Source organism: Parashewanella sp. 2304DJ23-3 (assembly GCF_056591695.1).
Genome location: NZ_JBWQOH010000001.1, coordinates 1 through 19,097, shown reverse-complemented (window position 1 = coordinate 19,097; position 19,097 = coordinate 1). Strand labels below are relative to the sequence as shown.

Annotated in this window: 20 protein-coding genes; 11 read left to right on the top strand and 9 right to left on the bottom strand. The window is 38.4% G+C overall.

Going from position 1 to position 19,097, the window contains the following annotated elements:
• The first annotated feature begins 94 nt into the window (after positions 1–94).
• On the top strand, positions 95–1,747 hold the full coding sequence (locus AC1EU2_RS00100) for a hypothetical protein (RefSeq protein ID WP_480295963.1): 1,653 nt from the start codon (positions 95–97) through the stop codon (positions 1,745–1,747).
• A gap of 31 nt (positions 1,748–1,778) precedes the next feature.
• Here AC1EU2_RS00100 and msrA read toward each other — a convergent pair whose 3' ends face one another.
• The gene (gene msrA, locus AC1EU2_RS00095; protein ID WP_480295962.1) at positions 1,779–2,258 is read right to left on the bottom strand and encodes a peptide-methionine (S)-S-oxide reductase MsrA; all 480 of its coding nucleotides are present in this window, start codon (positions 2,256–2,258) and stop codon (positions 1,779–1,781) included.
• Positions 2,259–2,488: 230 nt separating this feature from the next.
• Here msrA and astE point away from each other — a divergent pair, with 230 nt between their 5' ends.
• The 4 genes from astE (at position 2,489) to AC1EU2_RS00075 (ending at position 7,398) form a co-directional block, all read left to right on the top strand.
• Positions 2,489–3,523, top strand: a complete 1,035-nt coding sequence (gene astE, locus AC1EU2_RS00090; RefSeq protein ID WP_480295961.1) for a succinylglutamate desuccinylase — start codon at positions 2,489–2,491, stop codon at positions 3,521–3,523.
• Positions 3,524–3,694: 171 nt separating this feature from the next.
• The gene (locus tag AC1EU2_RS00085) at positions 3,695–4,876 is read left to right on the top strand and encodes a thiamine pyrophosphate-dependent dehydrogenase E1 component subunit alpha (RefSeq protein ID WP_480295960.1); all 1,182 of its coding nucleotides are present in this window, start codon (positions 3,695–3,697) and stop codon (positions 4,874–4,876) included.
• Positions 4,876–5,853, top strand: a complete 978-nt coding sequence (locus AC1EU2_RS00080; protein ID WP_480295959.1) for an alpha-ketoacid dehydrogenase subunit beta — start codon at positions 4,876–4,878, stop codon at positions 5,851–5,853. The genes AC1EU2_RS00085 and AC1EU2_RS00080 overlap by 1 nt, the downstream gene beginning before the upstream one ends.
• Before the next feature lie 9 nt (positions 5,854–5,862).
• Positions 5,863–7,398 (top strand): dihydrolipoyllysine-residue acetyltransferase, encoded by a 1,536-nt coding sequence (locus tag AC1EU2_RS00075; protein ID WP_480295958.1) that lies wholly within the window; start codon positions 5,863–5,865, stop codon positions 7,396–7,398.
• 66 nt (positions 7,399–7,464) lie between these two features.
• Here AC1EU2_RS00075 and AC1EU2_RS00070 read toward each other — a convergent pair whose 3' ends face one another.
• The 7 genes from AC1EU2_RS00070 to AC1EU2_RS00040 form a co-directional block, all read right to left on the bottom strand.
• Positions 7,465–8,640, bottom strand: a complete 1,176-nt coding sequence (locus AC1EU2_RS00070) for a hypothetical protein (RefSeq protein WP_480295957.1) — start codon at positions 8,638–8,640, stop codon at positions 7,465–7,467.
• A gap of 290 nt (positions 8,641–8,930) precedes the next feature.
• Positions 8,931–9,941, bottom strand: coding sequence for a fatty acid desaturase (locus tag AC1EU2_RS00065; protein ID WP_480295956.1), 1,011 nt, complete (start codon positions 9,939–9,941; stop codon positions 8,931–8,933).
• Positions 9,942–10,038: 97 nt separating this feature from the next.
• Positions 10,039–10,518 (bottom strand): amino acid permease, encoded by a 480-nt coding sequence (locus tag AC1EU2_RS00060; RefSeq protein ID WP_480295955.1) that lies wholly within the window; start codon positions 10,516–10,518, stop codon positions 10,039–10,041.
• Positions 10,428–10,721: an amino acid permease gene (locus AC1EU2_RS00055; protein WP_480295954.1), complete on the bottom strand. Its 294-nt coding sequence runs from the start codon at positions 10,719–10,721 to the stop codon at positions 10,428–10,430. Before AC1EU2_RS00055 ends, AC1EU2_RS00060 begins: the two co-directional genes overlap by 91 nt.
• Positions 10,722–10,837: 116 nt before the next feature.
• Positions 10,838–11,227, bottom strand: a complete 390-nt coding sequence (locus tag AC1EU2_RS00050; protein WP_480295953.1) for a VOC family protein — start codon at positions 11,225–11,227, stop codon at positions 10,838–10,840.
• Positions 11,209–11,805: a GNAT family N-acetyltransferase gene (locus tag AC1EU2_RS00045; RefSeq protein WP_480295952.1), complete on the bottom strand. Its 597-nt coding sequence runs from the start codon at positions 11,803–11,805 to the stop codon at positions 11,209–11,211. The genes AC1EU2_RS00050 and AC1EU2_RS00045 overlap by 19 nt, the downstream gene beginning before the upstream one ends.
• A gap of 1 nt (position 11,806) precedes the next feature.
• Positions 11,807–12,340 (bottom strand): GNAT family N-acetyltransferase, encoded by a 534-nt coding sequence (locus AC1EU2_RS00040; RefSeq protein WP_480295951.1) that lies wholly within the window; start codon positions 12,338–12,340, stop codon positions 11,807–11,809.
• A 96-nt stretch (positions 12,341–12,436) separates the two neighbouring features.
• On the opposite strand from AC1EU2_RS00040, the gene AC1EU2_RS00035 reads away from it, so the two are divergent.
• Positions 12,437–13,852, top strand: a complete 1,416-nt coding sequence (locus AC1EU2_RS00035) for an aminotransferase-like domain-containing protein (protein WP_480295950.1) — start codon at positions 12,437–12,439, stop codon at positions 13,850–13,852.
• Here AC1EU2_RS00035 and AC1EU2_RS00030 read toward each other — a convergent pair.
• Positions 13,849–14,415: a hypothetical protein gene (locus AC1EU2_RS00030; RefSeq protein WP_480295949.1), complete on the bottom strand. Its 567-nt coding sequence runs from the start codon at positions 14,413–14,415 to the stop codon at positions 13,849–13,851. The two genes, AC1EU2_RS00035 and AC1EU2_RS00030, sit on opposite strands and share 4 nt — an antisense overlap.
• A 131-nt stretch (positions 14,416–14,546) precedes the next feature.
• Here AC1EU2_RS00030 and AC1EU2_RS00025 point away from each other — a divergent pair, with 131 nt between their 5' ends.
• From AC1EU2_RS00025 to AC1EU2_RS00005, 5 genes are all read left to right on the top strand, one after another.
• Positions 14,547–15,773, top strand: a complete 1,227-nt coding sequence (locus tag AC1EU2_RS00025; RefSeq protein WP_480295948.1) for a lipoprotein-releasing ABC transporter permease subunit — start codon at positions 14,547–14,549, stop codon at positions 15,771–15,773.
• Positions 15,773–16,468: a lipoprotein-releasing ABC transporter ATP-binding protein LolD gene (gene lolD, locus AC1EU2_RS00020; RefSeq protein WP_480295947.1), complete on the top strand. Its 696-nt coding sequence runs from the start codon at positions 15,773–15,775 to the stop codon at positions 16,466–16,468. The genes AC1EU2_RS00025 and lolD overlap by 1 nt, the downstream gene beginning before the upstream one ends.
• Positions 16,465–17,712: a lipoprotein-releasing ABC transporter permease subunit LolE gene (gene lolE / locus AC1EU2_RS00015; protein WP_480295946.1), complete on the top strand. Its 1,248-nt coding sequence runs from the start codon at positions 16,465–16,467 to the stop codon at positions 17,710–17,712. The genes lolD and lolE overlap by 4 nt, the downstream gene beginning before the upstream one ends.
• Before the next feature lie 16 nt (positions 17,713–17,728).
• Complete coding sequence (locus tag AC1EU2_RS00010; protein WP_480295945.1) at positions 17,729–18,124, top strand: GFA family protein; 396 nt, start codon at positions 17,729–17,731, stop codon at positions 18,122–18,124.
• 269 nt (positions 18,125–18,393) lie between these two features.
• A complete protein-coding gene (locus tag AC1EU2_RS00005) occupies positions 18,394–19,014 on the top strand; it encodes a hypothetical protein (protein ID WP_480295944.1) in 621 nt (206 codons plus the stop codon).
• Positions 19,015–19,097: the final 83 nt, after the last annotated feature.

Here is a 19,097-nt window from a genome sequence, read left to right as displayed (position 1 = left end):
TTTCTCTGCCGCAGAGCCTCGCGTGGTAGTTGACTTTCTCAAATCGACCAATAGCTATTGTGTAATTCAGGTTTTATCAGAGTTAAAAGGTTTTATGCCTGATGAAAAATTCCAATTGCTGCTGTCTGAGATATACAACAGTGAAGTTGAAGTAGATAAATGGATCCAAGAGGCATTTTGTCAACTTGAAGAATTACATAAAGAAAATAAATTAGTGGGGAGAGTGCAACAAAAAGCAGAGGTTCAAAAGTCTCTAGATTTTGTAATTAGCCTATCTGATGGTCAGGTTGTGAGCGATACAACAGAAAGCGTTTTGAGTTATTTTCTACTTGAAATGTCATTACAACCATCATTGAAAGTTGTTTTTAATAGAATTGTTGAGGGGGAATCAATTAAGTTTCAAATAATGGTAGCTACCTTAGGCAATCTATCAATGAAATCTGGTACTCATCAAAATTATCAGTTAATTCAAGAGTTGTTTACGAGTTATATAAACTCTAGACACAACCCAGCGTTTAATGATTTTAATGAAGAAGTCTTAAGAATTCTCTGTTCGCGTCTTGACCGTACATCAAATTTATATCTTTTTAAAAATCTCGAAGAAAGTAAAAAGTCACCACTTTTATCAAGTTTGTCTCATGAAGACTTAATTAATTTATCTAAGGAAGGGTTAATTAACGAGCAGTGTAAACGAAAAGCGCTTCAACACTGCTTTGAAAAAGGAGAATTAGCTCTTAATTTAATGAATTCATTAGCTGAATCTTCAGTTTTAGATTTAAAGACTGAAGTTTTGGAGAGTAACTTTTTTAAGTCAAGAAGCATTGAGAAAAAAATCGAGATAGTCAACTTCTTAAAGTTATTATTTAAGTTAAAGAGTCAAGATGTAAAACCGTTACAAGATGCTCTATGGATTGAGCTCTCATCATCTACAGAATCATTATTTGACTCGAAGTCTACTGTTAACATTGATTCTGAGTTAATCATTGAGCTATTTGAAAGTCAAACAAAAGAAGAGCAAGCAAAATTTGTTTTTTCATTACTGGGTAAAAAATATTACGAGTTTATTCGTTTATTGATGAACACTGGTTCGGATTGTTTCATTCAAACTGCTATTGATGTAATTCAAGACTCCAAAGAGCACCTTGAAAAATTATTGAATGACTTCTATGGATCGGGTTACGTAAGGTTTTTCAATCGGTTATGTGAAATGGCACTATCGGAAAAAAATGAGTCATCAACTTGTGCTCTTGCAATTCTTCGTAAATTGTCAATTGAACGATATATGGATGGAATTAAGAAAGTGCTTTGTGATGAAGAACTAAAACCAAGTGTGATTAGTGTTTTTGAAAAAGTTAATAGAAAAGCTGAGGTTGTGGCTTCTTTAAATGATGATAAGACGCAGGTTTTAGTGACGTTAGGCTATAAAGGGGAATTGATTCTTGGCTATGCTAAAGATGCTACACAATCAGCTAAAGCAAAATTTTTGAAGTCAATTTTGAACTCAAGTGAGAAACAATTTAGTTTAGCTGAGCAAGCTAGTTTGTTCTGTATGGTCATAGATTGTGAGAGCTCGGAGTGGAACGAAGCGCTATGCTCTATTAACCCAATCCAAATTGTTGATTGTTTGATGAATATGAACGATGAATACGCTGAAAAATATCTTACTCTTTTAGAAAGTTCAGAATTCTATGGAGAAATAGAATCTAACTATAAAAGAATAAAAAAGTTGCCCGCTTTCTCTAGCTAAGCAGAGAAAATCCGAGCAACTTATGAACTTATCAAAAACTAATATGGCAGCTTGGTAAATCGTTCTTCTGAATATAATCTTGATGATATTCTTCAGCAGGGAAAAACTCTTGGACTGGAACAATTTCAGTAACGATTTGACGATTTCCCCATTTAGCACTCTTAGCTAGTTCATGAAGAGATGCGGCAGCTGATTCTTTTTGGAACTGATCGTAGAAAAAAATCACACTTCGATACTGATGACCAAAATCATCGCCTTGTTGATTTAGCGTCGTGGGATTGTGATTGCTCCAAAAGATAGCGAGTAAATCATCGTATGAAACGATAGACTCATCATACTCTACTTGAACAACTTCAGCGTGACCTGTTTCACCGAGTTTAACTTCTTCATAGGTTGTTTGATTTGAGCTTCCACCCATATAACCACTAGTAGCGTTTATTACACCTTCAACTTGCCTAAAAAAATACTCTACACCCCAAAAGCACCCGGCTCCAAAAGTCGCTACAGCCATATAAACCTCAAACTATCTAAACGTAAAACCATCTGGACGTCTATATTGCTATATGAGCTTTTTTAACGCAAGCATTTTTTGTTAATTTCTTTGAGTGTTTACTAAGACGAGTTGTTAGTAAGCTACTACAACTGAAATATGATAGAATTCGTGATATTCAAAAATGAGAACTGAATCACATCAATATTTTTAGATGTGTTAAATGTATCTAAAAAATAAAGGAGCCCTACGTGCTACATACGTTAATGGAATCCAAAGACTTTCTTGCTTTGACTCTTGCCAACCCAAAATCGATTTCTGAACCTTTCACTTTTGCTTTAAAAAATAAAACCTTTGTCCATGTATGGGATACCGGTGTTATTGTGTTTGAGCCTGAACAAGCAAGCGAAAAAGATATTGTTTTATCTTCAGCAGTGCATGGTAATGAAACAGCGCCAATTGAAATTTGTAACCGTTTAATCAAAGAGCTTTTAGAAGAAAGTATTGAAGTTAAACACCGCACTATGTTCTTGATTGGTAACCCCGATGCTATTCACAACGGTACTCGTTTTGTTGAAGAGAATATGAACCGTTTATTCAATGGCGCCCACTCAAGCGGTAAAGGTTTAGTTAATCAAGAGCGAATTCGTGCTAAGCGATTAGAAGAGTATGTTGATCGCTTTTATACGTCACAAGCTGATGGTCGTCATCGTATTCATTACGATTTACACACAGCAATTCGTGCCTCTAAGCATGAAAAGTTTGCCATTTATCCTTATCGAGGCGATAAAGCTTACAGCGCCGAGCAAATCATGTTCTTAGCGGCATGTGGTGTCGATACTATGCTATTCCACCATGAACCGACTACGACGTTCAGTTACTTTTCATCAAGCAATTATGAAGCGGATGCATTTACCGTTGAGCTAGGTAAAGTGAGACCGTTTGGTCAAAACGATATGACTCGTTTCATTGCAACCCATGAAATGCTTTCACGTTTAATTACTGGTCGTGAACTTGAGCTTGATAACTTTAATGAAGATAAATTGAATTTATATCAAGTTTGCCGTGTGATTAATAAGAACTATGAAGACTTCGAGTTTACCTTTGCAAATGATGTGGAAAACTTTCGCTCTTTCCCTAAAGGCTATGTGCTAGCAAAAGAAAACGGTGACGAAATTAAGATTGAACATGATGAAGAAGCCATTGTTTTCCCAATTACAAATATCCCAGTCGGTAACCGAGCCGTACTTATGTTGATTAAACCAGAAAGCCTTAACGTTAAGTAATAAAATGGGTTTGTAAACCAAACAATACATCAGCTTAAACCATTACTTAGCGGGTGAAGGGGCTGAAAAGTTGCCTGTATTTTTACGTTAACGTAAATTTCATTCTGCGTATTAGAACATTTTGAACTTGATGGGTTTCTCGTCAAGTTCTCTACATAACAAGAGCACACTATGAGCAACGCAACACAAAATGAACAGATTGTGCACAGCGTAAGCTTTCTAGATAGAGATTCATTAACAATCCCTAAACTGAGAGTTACCAATGCTGACGGCACTGTGATTGAAGGTGCAACCTTACCGAAGATTGACGAAACTTTGGCTAAGCGTATGTATGATACATGCGTATTCACTCAAGTCCTTGATGAGCGTATGTTAGGCGCCCAACGTCAAGGCCGTATTAGTTTTTATATGACTTGTATTGGCGAAGAAGCTGCAATTATCGGAAGCGCAGCAGCTTTGGATGACGAAGATGTCATCCTTGCTCAATACCGTGAGCATGCGGCCTTACGTTTTCGTGGTTTTACCACTGAACAGTTTATGGACCAAATGTTCAGTAATGAAAATGACCTAGGTAAAGGTCGTCAAATGCCAATCCACTATGGTAGCTCTGAGTTGAACTATCACACGGTTTCTTCACCACTTGGGACGCAAATTCCTCAAGCAACTGGTGTTGGCTATAGCATGAAGATGAATGGCCAGAAAAACGTGGCGATTTGTTATTTCGGTGAAGGTGCTGCTTCAGAAGGTGATTTCCATGCTGGCCTTAACATGGCTGCGACCTTGAAGTCTCCAACACTTTTCTTCTGTCGAAACAATGGTTATGCGATTTCTACACCTGCAGAAGAGCAGTTTAAAGGTAATGGTATTGCAAGTCGTGGTGTTGGTTATGGTATGCACACCATTCGTTTTGACGGCAATGACATGCTTGCAGTGCTTTTGGCTACTCAAGCAGCACGTGAATTTGCGATTGAAAACAGTGTTCCAGTATTACTTGAAGCAATGACTTACCGTGTTGGTGCGCATTCTTCATCAGATGATCCTTCAGGCTATCGTTCAAAAGAAGAAGAAAATGAATGGCGTGAACAAGATCCTGTAGCGCGTTTCAAAACGTGGATGCTCGCTCAAGGTTGGTTAACTGAAGAAGAAGACCAAGCGCTTTACACTAAATATCGTGAAGAAGTTTTAGCACAAGTAAAAGTGTCTGAAAAAGTGGCAGCTCCTGCACTTGAAGAACTGTTTAACGACGTTTATGACGAGCCAACGCCAATTCTTAAAAAGCAAATGGCTGACCTTAAAGCACACATCAAGAAGTATCCAGAGTCGTATCCGAAAACAGCAGGGAGAATCAAATAATGGCAACGATGAATATGCTACAAGCCATCAATGATGCTCTGTCTATTGCGATGGAAACGGACGATAAGATGTTGGTTTTCGGTGAAGACGTTGGCCATTTTGGTGGTGTTTTCCGTGCGACTTCTGGCTTAAAAGAGAAATTTGGCCCAGATCGTTGTTTTAACACGCCACTTGTTGAACAAGGTATCGCAGGTTTTGCCAATGGTCTTGCTGCAAATGGCCACACGCCAGTAGCTGAAATTCAATTTGCGGATTATATCTTCCCAGCATTCGACCAAATCGTGAATGAGTCAGCGAAATTCCGTTATCGTAGTGGTAATGAATTTAACGTGGGTGGCTTAACCTATCGCACACCTTATGGTGGCGGTATTGCTGGTGGGCATTACCACTCGCAGTCTCCTGAAGCGTATTTCACACAAACTCCGGGTCTGAAGGTAGTTGTACCTAGAAACCCAGAGCAAGCGAAAGGTTTGTTATTAGCGTCAATTCGTGACAAAAACCCAGTAATCTTCTTTGAACCTAAGCGCTTGTACCGTGCTTCAGTGGGTGACGTGCCTGAAGGTGACTTTGAGCACGAGTTAGGTAAAGCTGAGGTGGTAAAACAAGGTTCTGACATTACGCTTCTTGCTTGGGGCGCTCAGATGGAAATCATCGAGCAAGCCGCTGAAATGGCCGAGAAAGACGGTATTTCTTGCGAGATCATTGATTTACGTACTTTATCCCCTTGGGATGCAGATACGGTTGCAGAGTCAGTTAAGAAAACCGGCCGTTTGTTGATCAGTCATGAAGCGCCGTTAACAGGCGGCTTTGCGGGTGAAATTGCTGCGACAATTCAACAAGAGTGCTTCTTGTATCTAGAATCGCCAATCGCTCGTGTGTGTGGTTTGGATACGCCTTATCCGTTGATCCATGAAAAAGAATACATGCCTGATGCACTTAAAAACTACGAAGCAATTAAAGCTTCAATGAACTTCTAGGAGTCCGCAATGATTAAAGATTTTATTTTGCCGGACATTGGTGAAGGCGTAGTTGAATGTGAATTAGTCGAGTGGTTGGTTGCTGAAGGTGACATCGTTGCAGAAGATCAACCAATTGCAGACGTAATGACAGACAAAGCGTTAGTGCAAATTCCAGCACCTAATGCGGGAAAAATTACCAAACTGTATTACGCAAAAGGCGAAATTGCTATCGTGCATCAACCGCTTTACGCCGTTGAAGTCGAGGGTGAAGGTGAGCCTGCTGTTACTGAAAAAGTAGTAGTAGAAAGTCAAACAGCTGCTTCAGGCACACAAATTGAAGACTTTCTATTACCGGACATCGGCGAAGGTATCGTTGAGTGTGAACTGGTTGATTGGTTAGTTGCCGAAGGCGATGAGGTCGTTGAAGATCAACCTATCGCTGATGTCATGACGGATAAAGCGTTAGTACAAATTCCTGCAATGAAGCACGGTAAAATTGCCAAGCTTTATTACGCTAAAGGCGAGATAGCGATTGTTCATAAGCCTTTGTTTGCGATTGAAGTAGAAAGCGAAGCGGGCAGTGCGCCAACACAAGCGGTTGTGATTGATGCTGAGCCAGTCGTTGAGCAAAACAATGAGCCTGTCCGCCAAGGTAAGGCGATTGCAAGCCCTGCCGTTCGTCGTATGGCGAGAATACATGATATTGATATCAGCAAAGTACCTGGCAGTGGTAAAAATGGCCGTGTGTACAAACACGACATTGATGCCTACATGCAAGGCAGCAGCTCTAAGTCGTTAGTGACGACCACGCCTGAACCATCCATGCCTGTTGTGGTCGAGAATACTGCGGTTGAAGCAGGCGATCGTGTTGAGCCAATTCGTGGTGTAAAAGCGGTAATGGCGAAGATGATGCAAGAGTCGGTGTCGACGATTCCTCACTTTACTTACTGTGAAGAAATCGACGTTACTGATTTGATGGCGATGCGTAAGGATATGAAAGAAAAGTATTCGAGCGATGAGCTAAAACTGACGATGATGCCGTTCTTTATGAAAGCACTGTCATTGGCCATCAACGAATACCCAATTGTAAACAGTCGTGTGAGTGGCGATTGCACCGAATTGACTTACCTAGCTAATCACAACATTGGTATGGCGGTAGATTCAAAAGTGGGTCTATTGGTGCCTAATGTGAAAGGTGTTCAGAACAAGAGTATTCTTGAAGTGGCGGCTGATATTACTCGCCTAACGAAAGCGGCGCGCGATGGTCGTGTTTCTCCAAGCGATTTGAAACAAGGTACAATTTCGATTTCAAATATTGGTGCGTTAGGTGGAACGGTTGCTACGCCTATCATCAATAAACCAGAAGTGGCGATTGTGGCTTTAGGCCGAGTGCAAAAACTGCCACGTTTTAATTCGAAAGGTGAGGTTGAAGCGCGTAATATTATGCAAGTGAGCTGGTCTGGTGATCACCGTGTGATTGATGGTGGCACCATTGCTCGTTTCTGTAATTTATGGAAACAATATTTAGAGCAGCCACAAGATATGTTGTTGGCAATGCGTTAGCAGAAAAGTATTAATTGTGTTGAAAATCCTGAGCCAAAAGCTTGGGATTTTTTATTTATATAGTTATTAAAATCTTAAAGGAATACCTCTTTGAACTCTTGCTCGCCTATCTAATTCTTTAGTAACTAAATTTCTGAATATAGTCTTGTTTTGTTCCTGAGAACGAGAACTGAAAAGTGTTTTATTTTTGTAAGTTTCACGGTCCTTAGTTATTGCTCTTGTCATAAGTTGTATAAATAACTCATCAATGAAATCATCTACCTCCTTTTCGGCAGGAGTGGGTTCACCCGTTGAATGAGATGGACTAGAAAATTTCAGACTTTTTAGATCAGCAGCTTTTTTTATGTAATAGTTTAGATGATTACTGTCTGTTATTTCAGTTTCATTTTTTACTTTCAATGTACATTTTAATTTATTCAAAGCGGGTGCAGGGAACTCAGAGTATTCACCTGTTGCTAAAAACATCCCATCAGAGCCTCTTCTTTGACTAATGTAAGCATTGTCTAAGTCTTCAGACATACTTTCTAATGATGTTTTATATTTCTTTTGTAGTGGGATATGTTTTTCCAGCCACACTTTCGCATCTTCGTTCCTCTTTTGTTCTTTTTTTTGCTCTTTTGTTGCCCCAGTGTGATCTTCTTCATTTTCTTGCATAGTATTCGTATTCCGAGAAAGTAAGTTAAGTTCTTGTAGCCGTGTCTCCATATTTCTTAACCGCTCAGTAACCGCACTAAGCTCAGCTTTAACTTGTCCCCCTTCTCGCTTTACCTTATTAGTTCTTACTTCTCTCACCCTATGCTCAGCAAGGACTGTTTCTTGAGGTAGTGGATCTCCTTCAAGGCTATCTAATATATGTTTATGTAAATTAGAATCTCGATTTATTATCATCTTTACAATAACTTTGCTTTCGTCTGTTGAATTTGTAATTTGAAGTTCTAGATCATTTTTATATCTTGGCTGAATTTGACTTTTAATGTGATGAAAGTCATTTAATCGATCTGTAATGTCAGTGATATTTTCACACTCTAGCTGTTCAGGATCTGTTAATCTATCGAAAGCTGCACATGTTTTATCTTTATCTATCCCAAGAAAATAGATATCGATAATTTTCTTTATCCATCCTAATCGCCCAGAGTAATTGCTTTTAAGTTTGGGTGTATTGCCTTCAAGTTCTTTACTGATATTAACCTTGTAATCAAGAGTCTGTAATGCAATTGCTGTAGGTATTAATTTTGCGCCCATAGTCATTCTCACTCTGGGATTAGGTTTAGTTATCACTTTATATTATTGAGAAGAAGAAGTGGTTAAACGGTACCTTAATTTTGTTTTAACTAAAACGTCGACTACTCAGCGTTTTTGACGATTACTTTATCGAGGAATTATTTATTTAAAGTAAATCAGTTTGTTAATATACTTTTTTGTAATACTCATATTCAGAAAGATAATTGAGAAACTATTGGATTTAATAAGGTGTTAATTATAATTAACACCTTATTAATTTGGGGGTTAATTAACCTGTAAAAATTAATTAATTACTTAAGATTGCGCTCTACAGGATAATGATTTTTTCGTTCAAACGTCCCTAAATCATTATTTAAAGTACCAGCTTCAACGAGTATTTGTTTACATTTACTTCCGAGTATATGTCTTAAATAAAACGGCTGATTGACATACACATGATGGACAGCATGAGTTTTACCAAAGAAACAGCAGAACAGTTGTAAAGGGAAGGTGGCCCAATGATCGAATATTTGAGTCTGCTTGAGCACGGAATCCACACCACCGTAATAGTGCAGGGTAGAAGAGATAAACTGTAGGCAGAACACTCTCCATATAGCTGGTGCAACGTAGACTACCATCAAAAAGTTGATGGCTTGAATGTGGTTAGCAATGACATCTGCAACCATGTAATCTAATCCGAAAGTGCTATCGACAAACATAACAAGATGGAATGCTAACCAAGATACCCATATTGCGGTATAAATGGTGTGAATTGGAAACAAAGAGCTCATCATTATTATTGGTCTAAATGCTTTTGATTCCCGATTTACTTTTCTAAATTGGCTAAGAGCGAACATAGGCTCTGCCATAATTAAAAAACGTAACACTCCGTAAGGTAAGCCATTACCTATCATTCGTTCTTCAATGTCTTCTTTCTTTCCTGAGTATTTATGATGGTGCAAATGGATACGTTTTCTGATCCATGGATTAATTGTATTTGGTTTAAACAGCCATAATATCGCCAGTAATACGTTTTGAGCTGGCTTCGAATTAACAAAATATTGTTGATGAAAAATGTCATGCTCTAGTTCATGCAAAAAAGAAGTAAAAAAAGCGATGAACAGAACAGCTGCAATAGCAGGAATTTGATCAAAGAAATACAAGGCACTAGTGAGAATAACTAAGAAGATTGATCCTGCTGCAATTAATATAGAAATCGCTGACTGATAAGCAAGAAATGGGTGCTTTTGTTTTAACTCATCCTCGGCATTCTTAATTTTACTGCGAGTAATATTCAGTGCCTTTACATCTTCTCGGTTCATACTGCTGACCATCGGCTATCCAATATCTTATTCATTAGATATAGCAGTGAACTGTAATTTTACAAGCTTTAAAGCGGTTTTGTATGCCGCTTAAAAATCAGTAGTGCAATAGAAATTGAGAACAAACAAAGCGTGAACAAGATAGCTTGGTAATGTAAGTCTGAAAATGGGAGGTGTTGAGGAGGAATAAAACCAATAAAATACAAGAGAATGCACAGACTGAGCCCATTCCGCTGATTATCCACATTCCTAGATTGCCGCTAGGGACTTTATAAGCTCTAGGCGTTGAAGGATGAGTGTATCTGAGTTTTATTGCGGCAATGAACATGATTAGATACATAATGCTATACAAAATAACCGCAATTGATGTAAGCAGTAAAAAAACATTATTGACGTTATCAAAAAACAAAAAAGTTAACCCAATAATGGTGATTAAGCATGCTTGAGTAATTAACAATTGAGTCGGGACTTGGTGTTTATTCATCTTTAGTAGTTGTTTCGGAAGTATTCCGCTTTTACCGGCTGCCCACAGACTGCGATAAATCCAAGTTTTTTTCCATAGGCCGCTTCTACCCAATGAAAAACACCATTTTCAGGCCACCCCGTTGCGAGTTCCGCTGATACAAGCGCGATGGGAATTAAAAATACAAACACCGTAACAATATTGAAGAAAAACATTTGCATCCCAGTTTCTGCCATTGCGGGCATATTTCTGAGCGTCATGAATAAAGCTGCTGTGATAAAAATGAGTGGGAATACAGTGAGCTTTTTTGTTGGCATACTTTTATCCGGTCGTTTGTTACCGCAAAAAACTGATTGAATTCAGTATAAAGTAGCTTAGTTAATGACTAAAATGAGTGAGACGTATTTAATCGTGTTTGTCAGTTTATTATCAGCTAGTCATCCCACTCATTTACATCAATAGCGGATTCGAAGTCACTGCGTTGTGGTTGAACGACACAAAAACGATGGCCAGTAGGCGCTTCCATGACTACCCAACGTTCCATTGATTTATGAATCATCGCTCCGAGTTTTTGTAAGCGTTTTACTTCCGCTTCAATGTTGTCTGTTTCGATATCCAGATGAATATGACTTTGGTGTTCTACTTTTTGAATTAACAGATTCGGTTGAGGTTCTGGTGTTTCAAGGCTGGAATATTTGTCTTTCCAATCTTCACCAGAGCGAACACAAGACATCCCAAGTGCTTGCTCCCAGAACTTGTTCGCTTGCTCAATATCATTAACTTGTGAATCCAAAACAAATGCGGCTAAGCGACTTTTGTGCATAAGCTATCCTTATTCTTCTGATGCTCTGACCTCAAAAGCGAAAAAAGGCTGAGATCATGGAACTGCCCCTTCCAAAAGCCGTGTTCTCGTAAAGTTCCATCTTTATGAAAGCCAACTTTGTTGAGCACTTTTTCTGAGGCTAAGTTACCTTGCATTACATAGGCTTCAATTTTATTTACAGGTAAAGGGAGCTGTTCAGAAAAAATAAAGTCAGTGATTGTACCAACGATTTCCGTAGCGTAACCCAATCCCCAACTGTTTTTACATAGTTCATAACTAATAACGGCTGAGCGGCTATGCTCATCGTAACGATTGATACCACAACTACCAATAAACTGACTATCAACTTTTGAGACAACCACCCAGCGAATGGATTTATCTTCTAAAAACTTTTGTTTATCGCTATCAATAAGTTCAGCAGCTTCCATTTCACTTTTAAGATGTAAATCGTAGAACTCAGTAACGTCTACATCAGAAAGAAGGTGATAAACCTGCTGTTTAAAATCAAGCGTCTGCTCAGCAAAAGTCAGTCTTTCTGAGTTGAGGGTAGGGAAGGCACCAAACTTATTAATATCCATATTATTCAGTCCAAGATGAGAGATCTAAAACATAACGGTTTAGCGTTTCACCATCGTAATTTACTTGTTTTTTAAATTCAAACCCTGCTTTTTCTAGCACTCGACTGGACGCAGGATTTTCTACCATTACATCACCAATGATTTCTTCGAAGTCTAAATTATGTTTCGCATAACTTAAGCAAGCTCTCAGAGTTTCAGTCGCAACACCTTGTCCCCAGTATTCAGGTAAAAAGCGATAACCGACATCATCAGCTTGAACCGCTTCATGAACTTCATATTTAAAACCACAAAAGCCTATAACTTTACCTGTAGTTTTATCTTCAACCGCCCAACGCGCATAACCGTTTTCTTGATAACCTTTGAGCCAATAATCGGTGATTATTTGGTTAGCATCATCAATGGTTTTAACAGTATCTGGGTCGCCAGTGTATCGGATTACTTGTTTATTCCTATTAAAGGCAAGAACATCAGCCGCATCATCTAGATTAAATTCTCTGATGATAAATCGAGGGGTTTCCGTAATAAGTTTCGTCATTATTATTTCCTTGTTATTGACTTGTTAGCGCTCATCTTACAGAATTTATTTTAACGGTACAGATACAGTTTATGTCTATTTTTAGCGGTACAGATTATGAGTGATTATAAGTACAAACAATTATTTGAATTGCTCAATAAGCAAATTGACGCTGGTGTGCTTGTGGAAAAGTTGCCTTCAGTAAGGCAATTTGCCATAGAAAATGACGTAAGTATTTCTACTGTGTTGCAGGCCTATGCTGAATTGGAGACACAAGGGAAAGTTGTTGCTGAACCTAAGCGTGGTTATTTTATTCAACAACCACAAATTCATCCTTCACAAACGTATAATTATGGTTCTCATTCTGTTTCAGTTTCATTAGGTAAAGATATTTATCAAGAAGTCCAGTATTCACTGAATGATCCCTCGTTGTTGCCTTTATCTTCAACAGCACCAAGCAGCGTCGTTGATTCAAGCCAACAATTAACCCGATTAGCCAGGAAGTGCTTAACGGCTGACGTTTTTAAGCTGGATAAAGAAGACCCAGTGACAGGGCTACCTGAATTAAAAGTCGTACTGTGTAAATACTGGTTTGGTCGTTTTGGTAAAATTACACCAGAGCAGCTTGTGATTGTATCTGGTCGAATTCAAGCGCTACAAACTGCGATTACAGGGTTAGGTTTAAGAGGAGAGAGAATTGCTATTGAGTCTCCAGTGAGTTTTTACTTTCGTTCAGGACTCGCTCCTTTAAATTTAGATGTTATTGAGGTTCCTCAGCAGCAGGATTATCAAAAGGAACTTGAGTTATTAGACAATACATATCTTCAAACACCCTTTAAATGTTTTCTTGTTAACCCAAGTTTTAATGACCCGACAGGGAGAATACTTTCTGAAAAAGACAAGCTAGCGCTTCTAACATGGGCAAAAAAGCGAAATGTGATCCTCATTGAGTACGACAGAAGTCCGCTGCACTTTTTTGGTAATAAACCGCTGAGTCTTTGTGAATTGGCGACAATTAAGCATTTTAGTGATATTAAAATTGTGAGTATTGGCGATTACTTTGACACTATATCCATGACTTTTAGCTTAGGATATATGGTTTGTATTGGTTGCAGTGAACCCATATCACTGGCAAAGCAAGTTACCTCTGAGCCAGCTGATATTTTATTTCAACGTATGCTGATCTCACTGTTAGAAAGTGGTAAATACATTAAGCACTTGAATCAAATTAGAAAAGAGATGAGGCTTAATTATCAAAAATGCATTGATATATTGAATATTTCGAATGCATCAAAACTGTCAGTATCTCAAGTTTCAGGGGGGCCTTGTTTATGGTTAAAACTTCCCAAAGGAGAATCAAGCGAGACTTTATGGCACAAGGCGATGGATAGAAAAATAGCAATCGCACCGGGAAAAATATTTACGTTTGAAAATGGTTACGATGAATTTTTGCGGATAACTTTTGCTCTTCCATTTAATCAAGAAATGGAAGAGGGGTTACTGAGCCTGTCAGAACTGCTAGCTGAGTATTAACGATTTTGGGTACGAGCTTTCAGCATTTTTTGTTGAACACCTAAGCTTGCTTTTACCAGTATTTCGACATCTGTTTCTAGAATTCGACTAAAACTTAGTTCTGCTTTCCAGTGCTCATCTTCAGTTTGTGTTACTGACGTCACGGTGGCAATGGCTAACACGGCGACTAATTCATCCCGGATAAATATTGTCACTTCAAAATGTTGGTCAATGTTAGGCTGAACGTCAGTAATGATCTCGATACCACCACCGCCAAATTTTGTACCAAGAGAACTTGTACCTTCTTGATGCTCAGCTTCAAGCACATATTGCAGAATAAGGTCGATTTTTTTAGATTGTAGCTTTAAATAATCAACAACGGTTTTAGCGTCGTTTTCTAAAGCTCTAAGCTGTATCAACGAGCTAGACTCAACAGCTTTAACTTCACTAAGCAGTTGTAAGCCAACAGACTGTAAGTTCTGCAGTTCATTTAAACTTGGTAACTCAGTGCTTGTTGGCCAAGGTTTTAGATATGCTTTAAATTTATGAGGCACACTAAAATAAGAAGAAGACTCATCAATCATAGTTTGCCTCTTTATTTATACTTTTAATGTCTCTATTATCGTGCCTATCTTTATGATTTAGCAAGTACAAGACTTAAATAGGCACTTAATTTAAGGCTTGACTGCAATTGAGTAGGTAAATACCTCATTTTATGAATTTAAACGTTTCACTTCTGATTGGTTTTCGATATTGGAAGACAAAAAAAGCCAATAGCTTCTCGTCATTTATTACCTTTTTTGCAGTTTCTGGCATTTTCTTGGGTGTGGCGGCGTTGATTATTGTCACTTCGGTCATGAATGGATTGGAAGGACAATTAAAAGGAAAGCTGTTAGGGGCTGTCTCTCAATTGACCGTGCAAAGTGAGCAACCACTTGCTGACTGGCAACAACGAGCAAAGCAGATTTCGGATATAAAAGGTGTCATTGGTGTTACGCCAAGTGTTAGCACTCAAGCTATGGTGCAATCCAGTAATGGCATTGCTGCCATGGAACTTTATGGTATTAACCCAAAAGATGGTCATTTAGTTTCATCCATTGATGGTCATATTTATCCAGGTTCGTTTGATGATTTAAAGCCAAGTAAATATCAAGTTATTCTCGGTAATGAACTGGCTCGCCGCTTAGGCGTTACAGTAGGGCAAAAAATCAGGATCTATAGTGGCGATGGCGTAATTTATTCGCCTATTGGGCCAGTGCCAAGCCAAAGAAAGTTTACTGTTGTTGGTGTGTTTGAAACTGGGTCACAAGTCGATGCAACCATAGCTTACACCCATTACAAAGACGCAAGACGTTTAGTCAGAAAATCGCCAAGCCAAGTGAGCGATTTACGTGTATTTCTAGCTGATGCTTTTGAGTTCTCAAGTGTTGAGACAAAAATTAAGTCACTCTTTACTGAGCAACAAATTGAGCTAAAAGATTGGCGTAAAATTTATGGAACATTTTTTGGTGCTGTTCAAATGGAAAATAAGATGATGTCGCTTATGCTCAGTCTTATTGTTTTGGTTGCAGCATTCAATATCGTGTCAGCTTTAGTGATGATGGTCGTCGATAAAACTGCGGATGTGGCGATGTTAAAAACTCAAGGCATGACCACTCAAAGCATCATGGGCATATTTGTATTTCAAGGTTTGCTAAATACCATTATCGGTATGATTGGCGGTATGATCGTTGGCGTGGCTTTAACATTCAACCTTAACCCAATTCTCAAAATATTAGGCGTCTCAATTCTAGGGCCTGGCATGAGTCTGCCTGTTGAACTTGAATGGCAAAGAATCTTGTATATTGCAATCGGTACTGTCGTTGTGAGCTTACTTGCGACCATTTATCCAGCATTAAAAGCTTCGAAAGTAGAACCCGCACACGCACTTAGGTATGAATGATGAAAAAAACAATTTTAAAAGTAAAAGGCGTATCTAAGAGTTACACCGACGGTAATAACACGACAGAAGTGTTAAAAGACGTTGATTTATCGGTGTTTGAAGGTGAGCAATTAGCGATTGTGGGAAGTTCCGGCTCTGGGAAAAGTACGTTATTACACGTAATGGGAACTTTAGACAAACCTTCACAAGGCGATGTGTTCCTTGGTGACGAGGATGTTTATAGCGCTTCATCAACAAGACAAAGCGAAATACGTAATCAAGATTTAGGCTTTATTTATCAGTTTCATCATTTGTTGCCCGAGTTTTCAGCAGTTGAAAATGTCGCAATGCCTGCTTTTATTCAAGGCGTAAATAAAAAACAAGCACTTAGCAGAGCTGAAGAGTTATTGAACAGGGTAGGTTTAGGGCATCGTTTAACACATACGCCTGCTGAATTATCGGGTGGTGAACGTCAGCGAGTTGCGATTGCTCGCGCATTAATAAACAAGCCTAAAGTTGTATTGGCGGATGAACCTACAGGTAATTTGGATGCAGCAAGTGGTGAATCAGTTTATGCACTTCTAAAAGAGTTATCGCAACAAATTGGTACAGCTTTTGTTGTAGTTACACATGACAATGAATTGGCGGCTAAGATGGACAGACAGTTGGTAATGAAAGCTGGAAACCTTGAAGCTATGAATGGTGAAACGGCATGAGTCGTTTAGCACTCAAACTGGGGTGGCGATTTTATCGAGCTCGACAATCCAATGGCTTTATTGGTTTTATCTCTTTTGCATCAACCGCAGGCATAGCACTAGGTGTTGCGGTTTTAATTATCTTGCTGTCAGCCATGAACGGTTTTCAATATGAGCTTGAAAATCGATTGTTAGGTGTGATCCCACATGCCGAAGTCATCGGTGCAGAAGCTCCAATTGAAAACTGGAAAACAATTGCTGATTCAGCACAAAAAATCAATGGTATTGAAGCTGCCGCTCCATTTATGAAGTTTGAAGGCTTAATACAAAAGAACAAAGGCTTTCAAGGGATCAATATCGTAGGCATTGATACTAAATTAGAGCCTAAAGTTTCTAAGTTGCCTCAATTTGTTAGCCAACACGATTGGCAAACCATCGCCAAAGGAGAGGGGAACCATATTATTGTAGGTCACAACCTTCTCAAAAAGCTCGATTTGAAAATTGGCGATACTATTTCAATGTACATGCTGAATGACTCGAAGCAGTCTGCAAGCTTAAATAAAGCCAAGAGCCAGCGATTTATCATCAGCGGAACTTATAAATTAGGGGGTGAACTCGAAGCGACGACTGCATACATTCCACTCAGTTATGCCCAAAAATTGCTAAATACCGGTGATGGCGTTACGGGTGTACGTTTGAAAATGAATGATGTGTTTGCTGCTCGCTATCTAGTGCGAGAGTTCGGCTATACACTGAATCAAATTGTTTATATGACTGATTGGACAAGAACCCAAGGTCACATTTATCAAGATATTCAACTTGTAAGAATGGTAATGTATTTAGCTTTAGCGCTCGTTATAGCCGTTGCATGCTTTAATGTGGTCTCAACGCTCGTGATGTCTGTCAGAGATAAACAGTCGGAGATTGCAATATTAATGACAATGGGCATTAAACGAAAAGCAATGATGCAAACATTTATATTTCAAGGAATGTTAAATGGTGTTGTTGGCTGCTTTCTTGGCGTGGCGATTGGCGTAGCAGTTGCACTTAACCTCAGTGATATCGCACAGTTTTTTGAACAACTTTTTCACTTTAAAATTTTGTCAGGTGATGTGTATTTTATTGATTTTTTACCGTCAAAATTACAGTGGAACGATGTGTATTTATCCTTAGTGATAGCATTGGTACTCAGTTTTATTTCAACAATTTATCCTGCTTGGCAAGCTACAAAAGTCGAGCCATCAAGAGCTTTGTCAGGGGCATAAACTAAGAGGTTTAAATATGGAACAGCATAAAGGAAGTTGTTTGTGTGGCAAAGTAGGTATCATTGTAAATGGAGCGATATCAGATGCAGACGCCTGCCATTGCGATCAATGTCGTAAATGGTCTGGTCACTTTTTAGTAAGTACCGAAGCTGAGCGGAATGAGGTAATTATAGATGGCGAAGAGCACGTAAAATGGTTCGAGTCATCTGAAAGAGCAAGGCGAGGGTTTTGTGAAAACTGTGGCAGTGCATTGTTTTTTGATCCATTAGATAAAAATAAACACAGTTGGACAGGCATCTGCATGGGATTATTTGACAGCCCAAATGAAGTAAAGCTTTCACATCATATTTTCGTGTCTGAAAAAGGCGAATATTACGACATCACAGACGGGCTGCCACAAAATCAGAATTAGTCTCTGACAATAAAAAATATTTTTATATTGGATTTTTTTCCGCTGTATAAATTTACAGTTATAGAAATATTCCCGGTTTCAGACGTAAAGCAGGATTTTTTCACGATTTCAGCATTTTTTATTGTAAAAATATTGTTATAACATATTGAAATAGTACGAAAGACTGTTTTATAGTTACTTTAACATTATGGAAAGGTCTGATGTGTAAAAGCGAGACTTTTTCCTTCTAATAAGCTGTTAAGCTGCAGCCGAAGTATGGGGAATCATTTTTGTTTTATAAGAAGATTAATGGTCTAGAAATTAAAGCTTTTTTTGATCAAGACAGAAATGAACTTGTAAATAAGATCACTTTTCGTCGCAAGCAACTTCCAACAAAAGTTTTGGATTGTAAGCTTGCGAGAAATTATATGGGTTACGAACTAATTAAAGCTGATCTGAAAAAAATTAATGATTGGGCGGTGCTTTTAACTAAAATAGACAATGAGCGAAATGATAATGAAAAAGAACTTATTTTAAGCAGCCTCTTTATTTCTATTGTAACGACTTATTGGAAATGCTTCGCTGACACTAAAGGACGAAATGGTGTTCAATTAAATAGAAAGCTAGTTTCTAGTGAGCATAGACCTATTCATGATATGTTAAGGAAAGTTAGGCATAATTTTGCTGCTCACAGTGGAGATGATCCTTTTGAAAGTGGTTATCTACTACTAGTAAATGATCTTGAAGGTAAAAGTAGGTTTGAACCTTTCACTCTTCCAGTACAAAGAAAGGCAACTTTTAGCGATTCAAAATTAACTCAGAATGTTATTGTTCTAGTCAAAAGTTTAATTGAAAACATAGAAAAGAAACAAAATAAGCTGCTTGTATCTATTAAAGAGGAAGCAGCTTAACAAGCAATTCAACAGGACTGCAAACTGTTTGGCTTTGCTCCTGCGTCGCAAATTATAGCCAAACATTTGCAGCCTGTTAATTG